The 16,523-nt window shown below is 35.7% G+C and carries 16 protein-coding genes and 1 tRNA gene; 7 read left to right on the forward strand and 10 right to left on the reverse strand.

Going from position 1 to position 16,523, the window contains the following annotated elements; translation table 11 throughout:
* Positions 1-972, forward strand: a 972-nt coding sequence (locus CCZ01_RS02605; protein ID WP_146745207.1) for an RNA-guided endonuclease InsQ/TnpB family protein, incomplete at its 5' end; no start/stop codon positions are given.
* 189 nt (positions 973-1,161) lie between these two features.
* Here CCZ01_RS02605 and CCZ01_RS10300 read toward each other — a convergent pair.
* The 6 genes from CCZ01_RS10300 to ilvD are packed head-to-tail and all read right to left on the reverse strand — an operon-like array spanning position 1,162 to position 7,418.
* Positions 1,162-1,374, reverse strand: coding sequence for a hypothetical protein (locus tag CCZ01_RS10300; RefSeq protein ID WP_181566284.1), 213 nt, complete (start codon positions 1,372-1,374; stop codon positions 1,162-1,164).
* Between the two features lie 46 nt (positions 1,375-1,420).
* Positions 1,421-2,599 carry an Eco57I restriction-modification methylase domain-containing protein gene (locus tag CCZ01_RS02610; RefSeq protein ID WP_112051682.1) on the reverse strand — a complete coding sequence of 393 codons (1,179 nt, stop codon included), beginning with the start codon at positions 2,597-2,599 and terminating at the stop codon, positions 1,421-1,423.
* Positions 2,600-2,613: 14 nt separating this feature from the next.
* Positions 2,614-3,717: an HNH endonuclease gene (locus CCZ01_RS02615; RefSeq protein ID WP_112051683.1), complete on the reverse strand. Its 1,104-nt coding sequence runs from the start codon at positions 3,715-3,717 to the stop codon at positions 2,614-2,616.
* A gap of 9 nt (positions 3,718-3,726) precedes the next feature.
* Entirely contained in the window at positions 3,727-4,740 is a 1,014-nt protein-coding gene (locus tag CCZ01_RS02620) for a DNA adenine methylase (RefSeq protein ID WP_112051684.1), read from the reverse strand.
* Positions 4,721-5,761, reverse strand: coding sequence for a DNA cytosine methyltransferase (locus CCZ01_RS02625; protein ID WP_343216158.1), 1,041 nt, complete (start codon positions 5,759-5,761; stop codon positions 4,721-4,723). The genes CCZ01_RS02620 and CCZ01_RS02625 overlap by 20 nt, the downstream gene beginning before the upstream one ends.
* On the reverse strand, positions 5,724-7,418 hold the full coding sequence (gene ilvD / locus CCZ01_RS02630) for a dihydroxy-acid dehydratase (protein ID WP_112051686.1): 1,695 nt from the start codon (positions 7,416-7,418) through the stop codon (positions 5,724-5,726). Before ilvD ends, CCZ01_RS02625 begins: the two co-directional genes overlap by 38 nt.
* Positions 7,419-7,579: 161 nt before the next feature.
* Between ilvD and CCZ01_RS02635 the strand changes: the two genes are divergently transcribed.
* Entirely contained in the window at positions 7,580-8,014 is a 435-nt protein-coding gene (locus CCZ01_RS02635; protein WP_112051687.1) for a hypothetical protein, read from the forward strand.
* A gap of 131 nt (positions 8,015-8,145) precedes the next feature.
* Positions 8,146-8,222, forward strand: a tRNA-Met gene (locus CCZ01_RS02640).
* 62 nt (positions 8,223-8,284) lie between these two features.
* Here CCZ01_RS02640 and dapF read toward each other — a convergent pair.
* The 4 genes from dapF to CCZ01_RS02660 all read right to left on the reverse strand — a co-directional run bounded on the left by dapF (position 8,285) and on the right by CCZ01_RS02660 (position 11,239).
* A complete protein-coding gene (gene dapF / locus CCZ01_RS02645) occupies positions 8,285-9,052 on the reverse strand; it encodes a diaminopimelate epimerase (protein ID WP_112051688.1) in 768 nt (255 codons plus the stop codon).
* On the reverse strand, positions 9,042-9,662 hold the full coding sequence (coaE, locus tag CCZ01_RS02650; protein WP_112051689.1) for a dephospho-CoA kinase: 621 nt from the start codon (positions 9,660-9,662) through the stop codon (positions 9,042-9,044). Before coaE ends, dapF begins: the two co-directional genes overlap by 11 nt.
* Positions 9,659-10,039 (reverse strand): class I SAM-dependent methyltransferase, encoded by a 381-nt coding sequence (locus CCZ01_RS02655; RefSeq protein WP_112051690.1) that lies wholly within the window; start codon positions 10,037-10,039, stop codon positions 9,659-9,661. The genes coaE and CCZ01_RS02655 overlap by 4 nt, the downstream gene beginning before the upstream one ends.
* Before the next feature lie 111 nt (positions 10,040-10,150).
* On the reverse strand, positions 10,151-11,239 hold the full coding sequence (locus tag CCZ01_RS02660; protein ID WP_112051691.1) for a glycosyltransferase family 8 protein: 1,089 nt from the start codon (positions 11,237-11,239) through the stop codon (positions 10,151-10,153).
* A gap of 359 nt (positions 11,240-11,598) precedes the next feature.
* On the opposite strand from CCZ01_RS02660, the gene napA reads away from it, so the two are divergent.
* The 4 genes from napA to CCZ01_RS02680 are packed head-to-tail and all read left to right on the forward strand — an operon-like array spanning position 11,599 to position 16,510.
* On the forward strand, positions 11,599-14,385 hold the full coding sequence (gene napA, locus CCZ01_RS02665) for a nitrate reductase catalytic subunit NapA (protein WP_112051692.1): 2,787 nt from the start codon (positions 11,599-11,601) through the stop codon (positions 14,383-14,385).
* Positions 14,386-14,398: 13 nt separating this feature from the next.
* Entirely contained in the window at positions 14,399-15,184 is a 786-nt protein-coding gene (napG, locus tag CCZ01_RS02670; RefSeq protein ID WP_112051693.1) for a ferredoxin-type protein NapG, read from the forward strand.
* Positions 15,184-15,990, forward strand: coding sequence for a quinol dehydrogenase ferredoxin subunit NapH (gene napH, locus CCZ01_RS02675; protein ID WP_112051694.1), 807 nt, complete (start codon positions 15,184-15,186; stop codon positions 15,988-15,990). Before napG ends, napH begins: the two co-directional genes overlap by 1 nt.
* Complete coding sequence (locus CCZ01_RS02680; protein WP_112051695.1) at positions 15,977-16,510, forward strand: nitrate reductase cytochrome c-type subunit; 534 nt, start codon at positions 15,977-15,979, stop codon at positions 16,508-16,510. Before napH ends, CCZ01_RS02680 begins: the two co-directional genes overlap by 14 nt.
* Positions 16,511-16,523 lie beyond the last annotated feature (13 nt).

Genomic DNA, 16,523 nt, shown 5'->3' on the forward strand with positions numbered 1-16,523 from the left:
AAAAGAGCCAAATATCCTAGATTCAAATCAAAGAAAAATGCTAGACAATCTTATGCTATTCCGCAAAATATAATCCTTGATAAAGATAAAAAGAAAGTGGTTAATCCTAAATTCAAAGAGGGTATAAGAACTATAATACATAAAGAATTGCCACATAATGCGACTATCAAACAAGCTTTTATATCTTGTGTAGCAGAGGAATACTATATAGCCCTAAGCTATGAAACAAATGAGCCTATACCTAATCTAAAAGTAGTAGAAAATGCTGTTGGCTTAGATATGGGCTTAGAATCTTTACTGATAAGAAGTGATGGGATTATTTATCCTAATAAAAAATTCTTACAAGATAAAGAATCTAAACTTATCAAATTACAAAGGAGATTAAGCAGAAAGAAAAAAGGCTCAAACAATAGAGTTAAAGCAATTAAAAAAGTAGCGAAAGCTCACTTAAAAATCAAAAGGGCAAGAGAAGACTATTTACATAAAATCACAAATGAGATAACCAATCAATATGATTTTATCGGTGTAGAAACTCTCAATGTAAAAGGCTTAATTAGAAACAAATACTTATCTAAAAGTATTGCTAATGTTGCTTGGAGTAAAATTTTACAAATGCTAACATACAAAGCAGAGCAAAAAGGAAAAACACTTATGCAAATTAATAAGTTTTTTCCTAGTTCTCAAATATGTAGTCATTGTGGTAGTAATACAGGTAAAAAGCCTTTATATATAAGGCACTTCACTTGTCCATTTTGCAACACAAAACATCATAGAGACTTAAATGCTAGTATAAATATAAGAAATTATGCACTAGGAATCATTGATGATAGGTATAAAATAAAATTAGATAAATCTAGGGTAGGGATTACCCGAAGTTACGCTTGTGGAGATAGCTCTAGCGGGGCATCAAACTATGGAAATATACTAGATACTAGCTATCTATCGTTGAAACAAGAAGCCCACCTGCTTTAGCGGGTGGGTGATTCACGGTAAGAGTTTTGGATATGCAAAAGTAAGACTTCCATAATCTTATTTACAAGCTTGTATGCGTGATGGAAATTATTTTGAAATAGAAATTGATTCATTAGGACGAGAAAATCTTTTTGGCTACCCTGATATATTTATAAAACCTTAAAGTATATCATTTCTTTTGGCTTAAGATTAAGTCAAGAGAAATGAAGCAAGTATAAATCCAATACTTGCGAGATGAAGCACGATGATAGAGATAATCTTCGCCCATTTGGAACGCAAACTCTCATAGTAGATAAATTCTATTACCTTTATTTGCTTGTTGTGTTGATGAAAATTTTGATTTGGAGAATCTTGATTGCTATATTTTTGATTGATAGATTCTTTAATTTTGAGATTCCACAATCTTAGAATCTAGCTTTGTTATCATAGTTTTGATAGTGATTTTGCATTATTTCTCCTTATTTTTGGATTGAAATATATGAAAGCTAGAATCTAGCATTGTATTCTCCAAGCTTCTTTGTGAAAACAAAAATCGCCCATCACACACAAAGCCAAGCTCCTGCCAATCGGTATTATTAAGCTTATCACACACATCTTGCAATATTATAGAATCCACTTGAAATGTTGGAAAAATCGCTAGAATCGAGCCATCATAAGCCTTACACGAATGCAAGAAAAAAGGCTTAGTATTGCGTGTTTTGGTATTAACATAAATGCGTGGCAAGTCGCTTTTGAAATAATCTCTCCCCCATTCCCACCAATTTGTTTCACTAAACTTTTTGATTTTTCGCTGCATAAGACGCGCTTTGAACCCTTGCAAATACTCGCACTCCCTGCCATATTCGCCATAAATCATTCGCTTAGTTGTGCCATTTTTGCAAGTTTGTGAGCCTACAAACTCTACATTCCCCCATTTTTCACTCACAAAGATAGAATCTGCCCCACTCACCGCCCCAACTTTCACGAAAAATAAAGAATAAAAAGGGATTGTATAGGATTTCTTAGTGAAGAGAATCTGCCCATTTATGCAGGAGAAATCCTTTAGGCATTGCGTTTTACGCATAAAATTACCCTTTTCAAATCGCCATATTATGCAGTTTGGCTGGGCTTTGTGAAAAATCTTTTTATCTCCTAGCTCGATATAGTGCGTGATACTTCCTTGCTGATAGAGGAATTCATTCAGCTTTACACTTGCAGTGCTTTTTAGAAAGTCTCTTGGCGTGATAAAAATAAGCTCCCCGCCATTATTTAAATGCAAAATACACTTATAAATAAAAAATAGATAGAGGTTGCTCCTCTCATCAAACAAGGACATATAAGGCTCTAAAAGCTCTTTTGTAGATTCTATAATATCTTGGAATCGCACATAAGGAGGATTGCCGATAATAGTGTCAAATTTTTCACTTACAGGATAGCTAAAAAAATCAAGTCGCAAAGATTCCTTGCAAGCGATACGAGAATCTAGCTCAAGTCCTATTGTATTGCTACTAGGCAGATTCTTCAAAAACGCTCCATCTCCGCAGCTAGGCTCTAAAAATCGCCCATTATTTTTCACAAGGGTGAGCATATCACTTACAATATGTGGCGGGGTAAAAACCTGCCCTAAGCGTTCGATATTACGATTCATAAAAATCCAGTCAGTTAAAATTTGTATTTTTTATTATCATTAAAAACATTATTTCTATGATATTGTAAGTATTCCAGTCGTTTTTGGGTAAGATACTTTGAGTTTAATTTCTTGTTTGATAAATACTCTTTTAACTTTGAATCTAAATTTTTAGCACAGATAATTTTGCCACTATCATCGAAGCTTATCCAACCATTATCAAATAAATAATCCATATTTTTAGACAATAAAAGCCCATTATTATAGTCAAATTGTTCTATTTCATTACAACTTATAAATGGCTTAATATGTGACGCTATAAGGCTTGGGTATTTTAAATTTTCTACAAAGCATACAATATCATTGTTTACAATTTTACTTTCATTAAAAAGGTCAAATTTATATAAAAGTTGCTTATACGGATCCCTGCCTTTTGTTACTTCACTATCAGTAATTTTTTGTTTTTCTAGTGTTATTTCATTTTTATCGTTTATATAAATACCTGTTAACACATTAACACATATATTCCACAAATAATTAAGCTGATTGTATTTTTTGTCACTTGTGTTTTTGTCTATTGTCTTTTGAGTTATTAAATCCAACTCATTTTGCATTATATATTCTTTTTGGCTTACATCTTGTTCCATTAAAGCCATAAGATTTTGTTTTGTTAGTGTTTTGCAGTATTGCATTGTTTTAATCAAAAAGTTTATTTCTTTTGCATTGCTAGGTTTACTAACAGAGCGACAAAAACTAGCGTTATCATACATTATTTCAGAGTAGATTCGGCGTTTTCTTTCTTTATCATTTTCATTTAAAAACTCTTTTGTTTTGTAATGATAGGATTGTAAAAAATTGTTTATAAAACCAAGTTTTAAAAATTGATTTATTGATTTTCTTGTTGAGGCATAATTATTTTTTGGATTAAAATTAAAAACTTGATTCTGTAAAACCTTATAGAGACTTTGAAATTCTTTATAAAGTGCTTTATTTTGTTTATTTAAATTGGCATATTTATTCATATCATTATTATCTATAAAATCTACTATAATTTGCAAACATTGATTAAATTTATCGCTTGTAAAATCACTATACTCAAGAGTAAGTTGCCAATAATCTTCGTAACTTTGCGTTATCATTTCTGCCCCTTAAATTTCAAGTATCATAAGTATTTCATTGTGTATGTTTTTATTTTCTTTACCTGTTACCTTATAGGTATGTGTGGTTTGAAAAATTTCTATGTTTTTACATTCATTTTGTAAAAAATTTTGTAGCTCATAAACACTTGGTTTGCATCTATTATTTAAGCTAATTGCCACAAGATTTGTAATATTTTTAGATTCTATAATTAACATTTTTATATTTTGTAAAAAATTTTCAGTTTTTGTAAAATCTAAAAAATTGCTAATATTTTTATTTAACATTTTATCAAATCCACCATAAAACCCAATATAATTATTCATTGTAGATGGATATGGAGGGTCAATATAAATCAAATCTATTCTTTCATTGCCTACCGATAAATTTTTAAGCAAGCTTAGCGAATCCAAATGAAATGCTTTATTGTTTTGATTGTTATCAAATATAGCATTATTGTAATCACTCAATTCTTTTTTTATATGTGTTAAAAATGGTTGATTATGGTATGCTCTGCGTCTTTTATATTTTTTGTAGCTTAGTTCCTCATCTCTAAATTTCACTATTTCCTCCCACTTTATTGTCATTCGTGAATAGGGTATTTTTCGTATCATAGAGCGTCGAAGTAATGCCAAAAATAAGTAATTTTGATATTCTTTTAATGTCTTAGAATAATTGATAAGATTGACCAATTCTCTTACTTCGTGTTCAAAATAAAGTTTATCAATCATCCATTTTAGATTTTCAAAATCTTTAATATTAAAAAAGTCATCTATTTTTTTTAAGTCTAGCTTTAATTTATCATTCTTATTTTCAATTAACGCCTTTGCTAAAACAAAATTTGAATATAAAATATCATTTGAATACACATGAAAATCTTGTTTTTTAAGTACATAAGACACAGAGCAACCACCACAAAATAAATCTAGCACCTTTCCATTTTTTATAGGTAAATTCTCAATAATCCAACTAGCAACTTTTAATTTATTGCCTATGTAGTTTACCTTAGGATAGAGTTTTGTCAAAGTAAATCCTTACTTGATTTGCAATTTGTTTGGCTAGAAGTGGTGGCACTGCATTACCAATTTGTTGTTGAATATCAATAGAGTTGCCATAAAATATAAAATTATCAGGGAAACTTTGAATTCTGGCTAACTCCCTAGCACTTAATGCCCTATTTTGAGCATAGTGAAATACCTTTCTCATATCTCCTGTTATAGGTATTGATGGTTCTTTGCTGTTATATCTTATATATTTTCTTATATCGCCGCTTTTTGGTCGTAGCTCATTTGGTATACACTCTCTGCCACAGCCATCTTTGACAAAACTCATTTTTTCTAACATTTGTTTTGAATGCACCATTGCATTATGATTTGAAATTGTAGAGTTTTCGCCACTTTTTAGTGGTGGCAAATCATCTATGCACTCTTTTATGCTAATTTTTTTATTGTGCTTTTTTGGAAAATTAAATCCTTTATTTTTGGTCCCTACAATAAAAATTCTATTGCGATTTTGTGCCACACCATAATCACTAGCATTTAAAATGTCAACATGTAAAATATATCCTAAATCTAAAAAAGCACTTTTTATTGAATTTAATGTTTTTCCTCTATTGTGTCGTTTGAGTGTTGCTACATTTTCCATGATAAAAATTTGAGGTTTTATTATCTTTACAAATTCCAAATATGATAGAAACAAATCATTGCGAGAATCTTTTATTTCTCGTCTGCCAATTTTCCCAGCAAGTGAAAAACCTTGACAAGGTGGTCCTCCAATAATCACATTAAAATGATATGTATTTTGCAATTCTTGTATCTCTTCTGAAGTGAAACTTGATATATCTCTATCTAAATGTTGAATATGTGGAAAATTTTTACAATAAGTTTCGCTTAACTTCTGATTATTGTCTATAGATAGCAAAATATTACATTGTTCTACTTGTGAAAATCCAAGCGAAAATCCACCTGCACCACTAAATAAATCTAATATTCTACACTTGCCCATATTCTCACAACTCCGTTTTGAGCACCGCACCATTTGCCGCATTGCTTACAAGCAAAGCATAGCGTTTGAGCCACTTGCCTTGCACCTCCTTTTTGATAGGCTTCCACTTCGCTTTGCGAGATTCTATGGTTGCAGAATCCACGAGCAATTCAAGGCTTCCTTGCGATACAGATATGCGGATAGTATCGCCATCTTGAATAAGTCCTATCAAGCCTCCTTCCGCAGCTTCCGGGCTGATATGCCCTATACACGCTCCCCTTGTCGCTCCGCTAAATCGCCCATCGGTGATGAGGGCGACAGATTCGCCAAGCCCCATTCCCATAATAAGGCTTGTTGGGCTTAGCATTTCTTGCATTCCGGGTCCCCCACGCGGTCCCTCATAGCGGATAACCACGACATTACCCGCCTTGACTTTTCCCCCTGCGATACCTTTAATCGCCTCATCTTGCGAGTTAAAGCACACGGCTTTGCCCTCAAATTCCTTCATAGATTCTGCAACTGCAGCGACTTTGAGCACCGCACCTTGTGTGGCGAGATTGCCATAGAGGATTTTTAATCCGCCCACTTGCGAATATGCCTCTTCATTGTGGCGGATAATATGAGAATCTAGAATCTCCGCGTTTTTAATCCGCTCCTCCAAAGTCTCGCCCGTGATAGTGAGGGCGTCAAGGTGGAGGATAGAATTTCCTCTTTTACTGACTTCATTCATGACAGCATTCACTCCCCCCGCACGATTAATATCCTCCATATGCACACTACTTAGTGCCGGTGCGATTTTGGCGATATGGGCGACTTTTGTCGCGATGTCATTAATATTTGATAGCTCGAAGTCTGTCTCTGCCTCTTTGGCAATGGCAAGCATGTGAAGCACGGTATTGGTGCTTCCGCCCATCGCCATATCCACGACAAAGGCATTGTGAATGGCTTTGAAGTTCAAAATATTGCGGAGTTTGAATTTCTCGCTTAAGGTAGAATCTAGGGCGATTTGGACGATTCTTCTTGCGGCTTTGCGGAGCAATTCCTCACGCTCTTTCGTAAGGGCGGGAATCGTGCCATTGCCCGGTAGGGCGATACCCATCGCTTCACAAAGCGTATTCATTGAGTTTGCAGTAAACATTCCGCTACAACTCCCACCACTCGGACAGGCTTTGCATTCTATCTCATGCAGTCTTTTTTCATCAATCTTGCCACTTGCAAACTCACCTACTGCCTCAAATGCAGAGTTCAAATCAAGTGCAGTGCCGTCCTCTAAGCGTCCAGCGAGCATAGGACCGCCACTCACAAAGATTGTCGGCACATTCACACGCAACGCACCCATAATCATACCCGGCACGATTTTGTCGCAGTTTGGGATACAAATCATCGCATCAAGTGCGTGGGCATTCATTACAGATTCTATACTATCGGCGATGAGTTCGCGACTAGGGAGCGAATAGAGCATTCCACTATGCCCCATAGCGATACCATCATCGACACCAATCGTATTAAACTCAAATGGCACAGCTCCTGCTTTGCGGATTTCCTCTTTGATAATGCGTCCATATTCTTGCAAAAAGAAATGTCCCGGAATAATGTCAATGTAGCTATTTGCCACACCGATAAAAGGTTTAGAAAAATCCTCATCTTTCAAACCTGTGGCACGCAATAAACTCCTGTGCGGGGCTTTTTGGTAACCTTTTTTGATAATATCACTTCGCATAGAGTCTCCTTGCTTAAATCATCTCAAAGTATAACCAAAAATATTGAAGTCTTGCTTATAGTTACAGAATTAAGGAGATTGTTTTTATGTGTGGGAAATTCTGAAGTTGGAACTATTTTTGCTTTTTTGGGTTAAAACATTTAGACAAAAAGGAGTGGAATATGGTTAATAATATCAATACTGCTGCTTCTCAAGTGAAGCAAAATATTGTTCATGACAGCGAACAAAAAAGATATAATCCTCAAGGTGCAATGCTTGAAAGAGAATCTAATGTGAATCTCGTTGAAAATCTTACACTTGAATCTAGTGGATCAGAGAGTTATGAGATAGAGAAGAAACGCAACACTTTTGGCTTAACGATTCTTGAAGTTATGAGTGATTCTGAGTATGCTGCTTTTGAACGCATTACAGCTGCGATGACACCGGGTGAGAAAATGCTTGCAGCTCAATCATTGTATCGCTTGACTATTCCTGAAGGAGAGGTGAATCCTTATCCGCAAGAACAAAAAAATGCGTATGGTAATACTTTAAAGTTTGGTGAAAAATTTGCTAAAGCCATTTGGTGGGGTGATACATCAATGGATAAGAGAATCTAATCATGAACACTTAGTGAATGCTGCAACTGGAGTGCAACCATGCAAAGGATTGCGATGGAGCATATTGAAAAATAACTTAACTTTAAGGAAGTTTAGGTTAGAATCCTCCCCCTAGAGATTGTTTTTTGTATGTCAGGGTAGCTCAGCTGGTTAGAGCGCTGGTCTCATAAGCCGGAGGTCGGGAGTTCAAGTCTCCCCCTTGACACCACTATCGGTTTTCCTATTCTTATCTTTTAAATTCTTATAATTAGTATTTGATTGCTTTGTTTCCTATTGTGTGATGATACCGATTTTTTTTACTCCACCCTTAGCATAGATATGCCCATCGCTAAAACGATAATTGAGTCTCTCGCCACTTGCAGGGACAATGGTGGCTTGCCCTTGTTGCTGTTTTTTGTGCAAAAGTACGAAGAATGAGGCTGCCATTCCTGTGCCACAAGCAAGGGTTTCATCTTCTACTCCACGTTCAAAAGTACGAATAACCCATTCTTGCCCTTTTTGTGTAATTAGATTTACATTTGCATTGTATTGGTGACGAAGGGCTGCTAATTCTTCTTTTTTAATTTGGTAGAGGTTTGTATAATCTTCGATAATGTGGACTAAATGGGGAACCCCTGTGTCTATTAATGCCCATTCTAAATTTTGAGCGTAAATATGTTCTTGAATAATGCGTGGAGGAGTAAAGCAGACTTCAACAATGCCATGTTGTGCGGAGTGGTCATAAATTTTCATTTCAATTTCTCCTGCAAGGCTTAGGAATGTGTGCTGTTGGGGTGCAAGTTTATTTAAAAATGCATAGAGTGCAGCTGCACGACTACCATTTCCACACATTGTAGCCACAGAACCATCACAATTATAAAATTCCCATTGATAAGCTAAATGTTTTTTGGGCGTTGGCAGTAAAACAATCAGCCCATCAGCACCAATTCCATTATGCCGGTGACAAAGTTGTCTTGCAAGATTACTTCTATCTTGAGTGTGAAAGGTGTGAAAAATGATAAAATCATTTCCGCTTGCAACATACTTTTCATAAACCATATTCACTCCTTAAAAGTTGTATGTATTGTTGTAGATGGTGCTGAAGGTTATCCAAGCTTGAATCATTTTTGATGATAAATTGTGCCATTAAGCATTTTTGTTCAATGTTTATTTGTGCCTCAATTCTTTGTAAAGCCTCTTTTTTTGAAAGTTGGTTGCGTTGCATAAGACGTGTGATTTGCATAGATTGTGGTGCATAAATCAAAAGATTTTTTTTAAAAAAGGAAAAGAGATGTGGTTTTTCAAAAAAAATTGGAATATCTACAAAAAAAGGAATATTTTTTTGGTTGAGTATGATAGATTCTTGTAATATTGCCTCGCGAATATGTGGGTGAAGAATTTCCTCTAGCTTCTCTCTTTCTATTTGGTTAGCAAAGACAATTGCTCCAAGCTTTTTTCGGTCAATATTTCCATTTTGATTCAAGATAGAGTCTCCAAAGCATTGAAGGACAGATTTTTCTTGTTCGTTTAGTATGCGATGAGAAATAGAATCGGCATCAATAACTTCAAAATTATAGGATTTTAGTAAAGAACTTACGGTGCTTTTTCCACTTGCTATCCCACCACTTAAGGCAATGCCGTAATGTAGTACATCTATATTCTCTCTCATTTTGATTTACTCTGAATAATGACTGCGAGCGAGTCAGCAAGATTCTTAGGAAGTGCAAAAGAACTATTGATATATAAATAAATTTTTTCAAAGTATTTGCGTTTGATTAATTCTCTGGCAAGAATGTGGTTATAGCAAATCAAAAGGGCTGTTGCAGGATTAGAGTGAGAGGAGCTAGATATATATGTGATGGCTTCATTTTTAGTCATAACCTCATTTTCTAAAACAAAATAATTTTCATTAAAGAGAGCGATTTCACCAGATAAAATAGATTTAAAAACTCCTAACATAATCCCATCTTTATGTAAGCCTAAAGGTTCTTTAGAAGTATCGTATTCTTGCTGAAAGTGTGGGCTATTATGTTGAGTCATCCACATTACTCCTACTCCTTAAAAATATATACTAATCTCAAACTTACCCATTATAACTAAAATAGGCTTGAAAAACAAGATAAAAATGAAAAATATTATATTATTTTTATAATTTTATTATTTCCAAAAACGTATTTTTTTCCAAAGTTGGCTAAAAAATCGAAAAAGGATTAAGTGCCTATTTAAACGTTTATCGAGTTCTTGTATTTTTAGCAACATTGAATCTACCTTGCATTCTAGGTCATTTTGATGCTGGTTCTTGAGTAATGTGTTGAAGTATTCCTTGAATACAGATACGCTCAATGCCATCTCCCACCATTCATCGCGATAAGGGTAACGAATAGGCAGATAATTTTTATCAAGATACTTATAGATAGAGTGCCATGGTTTGCAGGTAAAATGAATAATGCTTGGATTTTGTTTAGCTTGTTCATATTCTTCGCGTGTTAGTGGCACTTTGTTAATGCTTCCTTTTTCCCCAATAAAGCATAAATCCCTGCCGGTAATTTCCTTTTTTAAACTAAGTATACAATTCCATTTAAAAGGTAAAATGGTAGATGAATCGCCAATTATTGCATTTAATGCATCTTGATCGTGAAAACGAGTGTGGTAGTTTTTCAAAAAATCCAAAGTTTTTTGTGCAATATTTTGTTCTTTATACGCTTGAACATTAAAAAGCATCACACCGGAGTTAAAGTAAGGGTGAGATTCTGAAAGGTGAATGTGAATACCCTGCGTTTTTGGTTTAAAGATGTGATTTGTAACTGCCCTATCTCTTACCACAGCAACAATCTTAGAGTTCAGAGGGGTTGCAAAAAGTTCTCGAATGTCCGCCCTGACTAAAATATCGCTGTCCAAGTAAAGGCATTTCTGTGTGGAATTCGGCAAATAATCTGCAAATTTTAAACGATAGTAGGCGAGATAATTACTATGTCCCTTGACCTTTGGTAATTCCTGAAAATCTCTATCACTTAAGAGGTGACACTCAATTTTGCAAGGATAAGTAAGGGACAAATCGTACTCCAATTGTTTAAGCTTCTGAAGAGTCGCCTCTCCAATATTGTCGCTAAGAATATGGAAGTAAAAGCCCTTTTCTCTATCCTGAATAGGGGGTTGAATATTTTTGATAATGCTTGTTATTGCGACTGCTGTATAGGGGATATACCCCTCATCAGCTGCAAACACAACATAAAAATATTCGTCCAATTAAAATCCCTTATCCTTGCGTACTTCTATGCATAGGATGTTGATAGTCATTTTTTTCACAACCGCTCATAAAACCTGCCACTGTAAGACATACAATAAAAAATAAACCCAGTGCTTTCATAAAAAATAAACCCTCCCATAATAAAATTTATATAGTCATTATAGCAAAAAAATTTGAAAATCAATATTAAATATTCCTTATATTCTGAAACTTTTAGTTCTTGTGTTTAAAAGTTACAATGTACTAAAAATAAAAAATAAGAAAATTGATATAGGTCAAGGACTCTTTTTCTCAAAATAATTAAAATTTTTTCCACATTATGATGTAATTTAATCAAAAATTGACAAGGAGGAAGACTATGGAAGCCTCAAGGCGTGATTTTCTGAAGAGTGCTGCTATTGCAAGTGCTGCAAGCGTGGCAGGTATCACTCTTCCACAAGAGTTATTAGCAGCAGCAAAAGAGGGTGAAAAAGGCTGGAAATGGGATAAGTCTGTGTGCCGATTCTGTGGTACGGGTTGCGGAATTATGGTGGCAACAAAAGATGAACAAATCGTTGCAATTAAGGGTGATCCTGCTGCACCGGTGAATCGTGGTTTAAACTGCATTAAGGGTTATTTTAATGCAAAGATTATGTATGGTGCCGATCGTCTGACTCAACCTTTATTACGTGTGAATAGCCGTGGAGAATTTGATAAAAAAGGTAAGTTTCAGCCAGTGAGTTGGCAAAAAGCTTTTGATGTGATGGAAGAACAATTTCGTAAGGCGTATCAAGATGGACCGACAGCAATTTCTGTTTTTGGTTCTGGACAGTATACGATTCAAGAAGGGTATGCGGCGGTTAAGCTGATGAAAGGCGGTTTTAGAAGCAATAACATTGATCCAAATGCACGACACTGTATGGCAAGTGCTGTTGTGGGATTCATTGAAACTTTCGGAATTGATGAACCTGCAGGTTGTTATGACGATATTGAGCTAACAGATACAATTATCACTTGGGGGGCAAATATGGCAGAAATGCATCCCATCTTATGGGCAAGAGTGAGTGACCGTAAGCTGAATAATCCCAACAAAGTTAAGGTAATTAATCTTTCTACTTTTACAAATCGCACTTCCGATTTAGCAGATATTGAAATTATTTTTAAACCACATACAGATTTGGCAATTTGGAATTATATTGCAAGGGAAATTGTCTACAATCATCCTAATAGTATTGATATGAATTTTGTTAAAAAGCACTGTATATTTACGACAGGGTTTGTCGATATTGGTTATGGAATGCGAAAGGATGTTAAACATTCTAAATATGATTCGAAGGAACTAGACACGGCAGCTAAGGAGAAATCTAAAATTTTAAGTGATGCTGAAGGTGTTACTTTAGCGTATCTTGGCTTGAAGAGTGGAGATAACTTAGAAATGAAGCATTCAGCAGCTGCAGGAAATCATTGGGAAATTAGTTTTGATGAATTCAAAAAAGCTTTGAATCCCTATACACTTGATTTTGTAGCAAATCTTGCAAAAGGTGATGACTCTGAATCCATTGAATCTTTTAAGCAAAAATTACAGCAATTAGCAGATTATTATATTGAAAAGAAACGCAAAGTTGTGAGTTTTTGGACAATGGGAATGAACCAACACACAAGGGGAACTTGGGTGAATGAACAGAGTTATATGGTGCATTTTTTATTAGGCAAACAAGCAAAACCGGGTAATGGTGCATTCTCTCTTACAGGACAGCCGAGTGCTTGTGGTACGGCAAGAGAGGTAGGAACTTTTTCTCATCGCCTACCTTCTGATATGCTTGTTGCAAACCCAAAACATCGTGAAATTACTGAAAAATATTGGAAACTTCCTGCAGGAACATTGAATCCTAAGCCCGGTGCGACTTTTATGGATATTATGCGTAACTTAGAAGATGGAGTTATTAAATTTGCGTGGATTCACGTTAATAATCCTTGGCAGAATACTGCGAATGCAAATCATTGGATTGCTGCCGCTAGAGAAATGGATAATTTTATTGTTTGTTCTGATTCTTATCCGGGTATTAGTGCTAAGGTATCAGACTTGATTTTACCCACGGCAATGATTTATGAAAAATGGGGTGCGTATGGTAATGCTGAAAGGCGGACACAGCACTGGAAACAACAGGTTTTACCTGTTGGCGAGGCAATGAGTGATACTTGGCAAATGATGGAATTCTCAAAACGATTTAAGCTAAAAGATGTGTGGGGTGAAAAGAAAATCGATGACAAATTGATTCTTAAAGATACTTCAGAGGAATGGAAAAAGATGGGCTTTAATGCAGATACAACACTGTTCGAGGTTTTGTATGCTAATAAGAACGCACAGAAATTCAACACAAAAGATGCTTTATTAAAAAATATGCCTAATACAGAAGTATTTGGCGATAAACGCAATGTTACTGGGAGTGACGGACAACCATTTAAAGGATATGGATTTTTTGTGCAAAAGTATCTTTGGGAGGAATATCGTCAATTCACGGTTGGACATGGGCATGATTTAGCAGATTTTAAAACCTATCATGAAGTGCGCGGTTTGCGTTGGCCTGTTGTAGATAGGAAAGAAACCCAGTGGCGATTTAATACAAAATACGACCCCTATGCAAGAAAGGCGGCAAAAAGAGGAGATGAATTTGCTTTCTATGGACCTTTACAGAAGGAAATTCCTGTAGGAAATTTGCAATCACCTACAGAACAAAAAATTAAACTTACAAATAAAGCAAAAATATTCTTTCGCCCTTATATGGATCCACCCGAAATGCCTAATGAGGAATATCCAATGTGGCTTTCTACAGGAAGAGTATTAGAACACTGGCATAGTGGAACGATGACAATGCGTGTGCCAGAGCTTTATCGTGCTGTGCCAGAGGCACTCTGTTATATGCACCCAGAAGATGCGAAAAAAATTCAGGCAAAGCAGGGTGATGTTGTTTGGGTAGAATCAAGACGTGGAAAGGTTAAAGCAAGGATTGATACAAGAGGGAGAAACCGACCACCAATGGGATTAGTTTATGTGCCATGGTTTGATGAAAAGGTATTTATTAATAAAGTATGCCTTGATGCGACATGTCCTATCAGTCGTCAAACAGATTTTAAAAAATGTGCCGTGAAAGTCTATCTTGCCTAAATAAGGTTGAACGATGAATCCAAAGAACCCTAATCGGCGACAAGTATTTTTAAATATTGTACGCGGAGCTTGTGCAGTGGCAATGGGTGGAGTTGTATGGAGTGCTTTTTCTTCTAGTCAAGCAAAAACAACCACATTGTTACGTCCACCGGGTGCAAGAATGGAAAAGGATTTTTTAAGAAGTTGCATTCGTTGTGGTTTGTGTGTGAATGCTTGTCCTTATGGCACTTTGCGTTTAGCTACAATAGAATCTGATATCCCTTTAGGGACACCTTATTTTGTTGCAAGAGAGGTGCCTTGTGAGATGTGTGAGGATATACCTTGTGTGCCTCCATGCCCCACAGATGCTCTTGATGAAAATCTTTTGCGTTATCGAGGAGAGAATCAATTTAATATTGCTTTAGCAAGAATGGGTGTTGCAGTTGTTGATTCTTATGCGTGTATCGCGTATTGGGGGATTCAGTGTGATGCTTGTTATCGTGCTTGCCCTTTGATCGATTCTGCAATTAGCCTTGAATATCGTAGTAATGATAGGACTCAAAAACATGCTTATCTATTGCCTGTTGTGCATAATGAGGCGTGTACAGGTTGTGGAATGTGTGAGAGAGCTTGTGTGACGCAAAAGCCATCTATTACGATTGTAGAACGCGAAAAAGTTTTAGGAATTGCGGATACGCACTATATTAAGGGTTGGGATAAGAATGACGAAAAACGTCTTGAGAATGTGAAACAACCTAATAAGAATACGACAAATCGCACGATTCATCAAGTTGAAGATTATTTGAATGAGGAGTTATAATGCGTTATTTGATTTTGAGACGTTGTGTTCAAATTAGCTTGATTGTTCTTTACATATTAGCACATTATACAGGATTCAAAATTCTTGAAGGAAATTTAAGCTCTTCACTCATCTTTGGCACAATTCCGCTTAGCGATCCTTTAGCAGTTTTGCAACTCGTTTTATCTGGTGGAGCATTGGGGGGGCAAGCATTTTTAGGTGCTTTAATTATTCTTATGGTTTATGGATTGTTATTTGGACGTGCGTATTGTGCATTTGTTTGTCCTGTGAATTTGGTTACAGATAATGCGAATTTTTTACGCAGAAAACTTGGAATTAAGGGAAATCTTTGGAATATAAGTGTCTCGGTACGTTATTATGTTTTGGCAATTGTGCTTGTTTTTACCCCCATTGTTGGGTTACCTCTGTTAGAACTAAGCAATCCAGTTGCACTCATTCATCGTGGTATTATTTTTGGAATTGGCTATGGCATTTCTATTGTGATAGCAATTTGGCTTTTTGATTTGTTGTTCGTAAAAAATGGATTTTGTTCTCATCTTTGTCCAGTCGGTGCATTTTATTCGTTGATTAGCCGTTTTTCGCTTTTACGTGTTCGCTACAATAAAGATAAATGCACCTTGTGCATGCATTGCAAGGAAGTTTGTCCTGAAAAGCATGTCTTGGGATTGATTGGGAAAGAAAGTGGAGTGATTAGTGGTTTAGAGTGTTGTAACTGTGGACGTTGTATAGAAGTTTGCGGTGATGATGCTCTTTGTTTTGGTATTAGAGAATTTATAAGTAAGGAAAAAAGCAATGAAAACAAGTAGAATCTACATTGTGTCAGTTTTGGGAGTTTTGAGTCTTGCATTTTTATGGGGTTGTTTTGGTGGTGCTGGAATTAGTGAGGAGGAATTAGGGTTGCGTAAAAGTAGCATTTATAGTGAGTCTAAAACGCTTGTCGCTCCGTATGAATACAATACGGAAGTGGCTGGGTCATCACAACTCATTGAACGTTCTTTTGAGAATGCACCACCGATGATTTCACATGATGTAACAGATATGTTACCTATCACGAAAGACAATAATACCTGCTTGGCTTGCCATCTGCCAGAAAATGCAGCAATGACAATGGCGGTAGCCGTGCCTAAAACGCATTTAACAGATTTAAGAAGAAATAAAGATTTAAAAGGGCAACTTGATGAAGCAAGATTTAATTGTTCAGCATGCCATGTCCCACAAGCAAAACTCTCACCACTTGTTGGGAATAGCTTTCAGCCAAATTTTAGAAATATTGATGGAAGTAAAAAATCAAATCTGATTCAGATTTTGAATGAGGGAGTTAAGTAAAGCATAATGGGGA

Origin of the sequence: Helicobacter monodelphidis, assembly GCF_003288845.1 — a bacterium.
In the GTDB taxonomy this organism is placed as follows: Bacteria; Campylobacterota; Campylobacteria; order Campylobacterales; family Helicobacteraceae; genus NHYN01.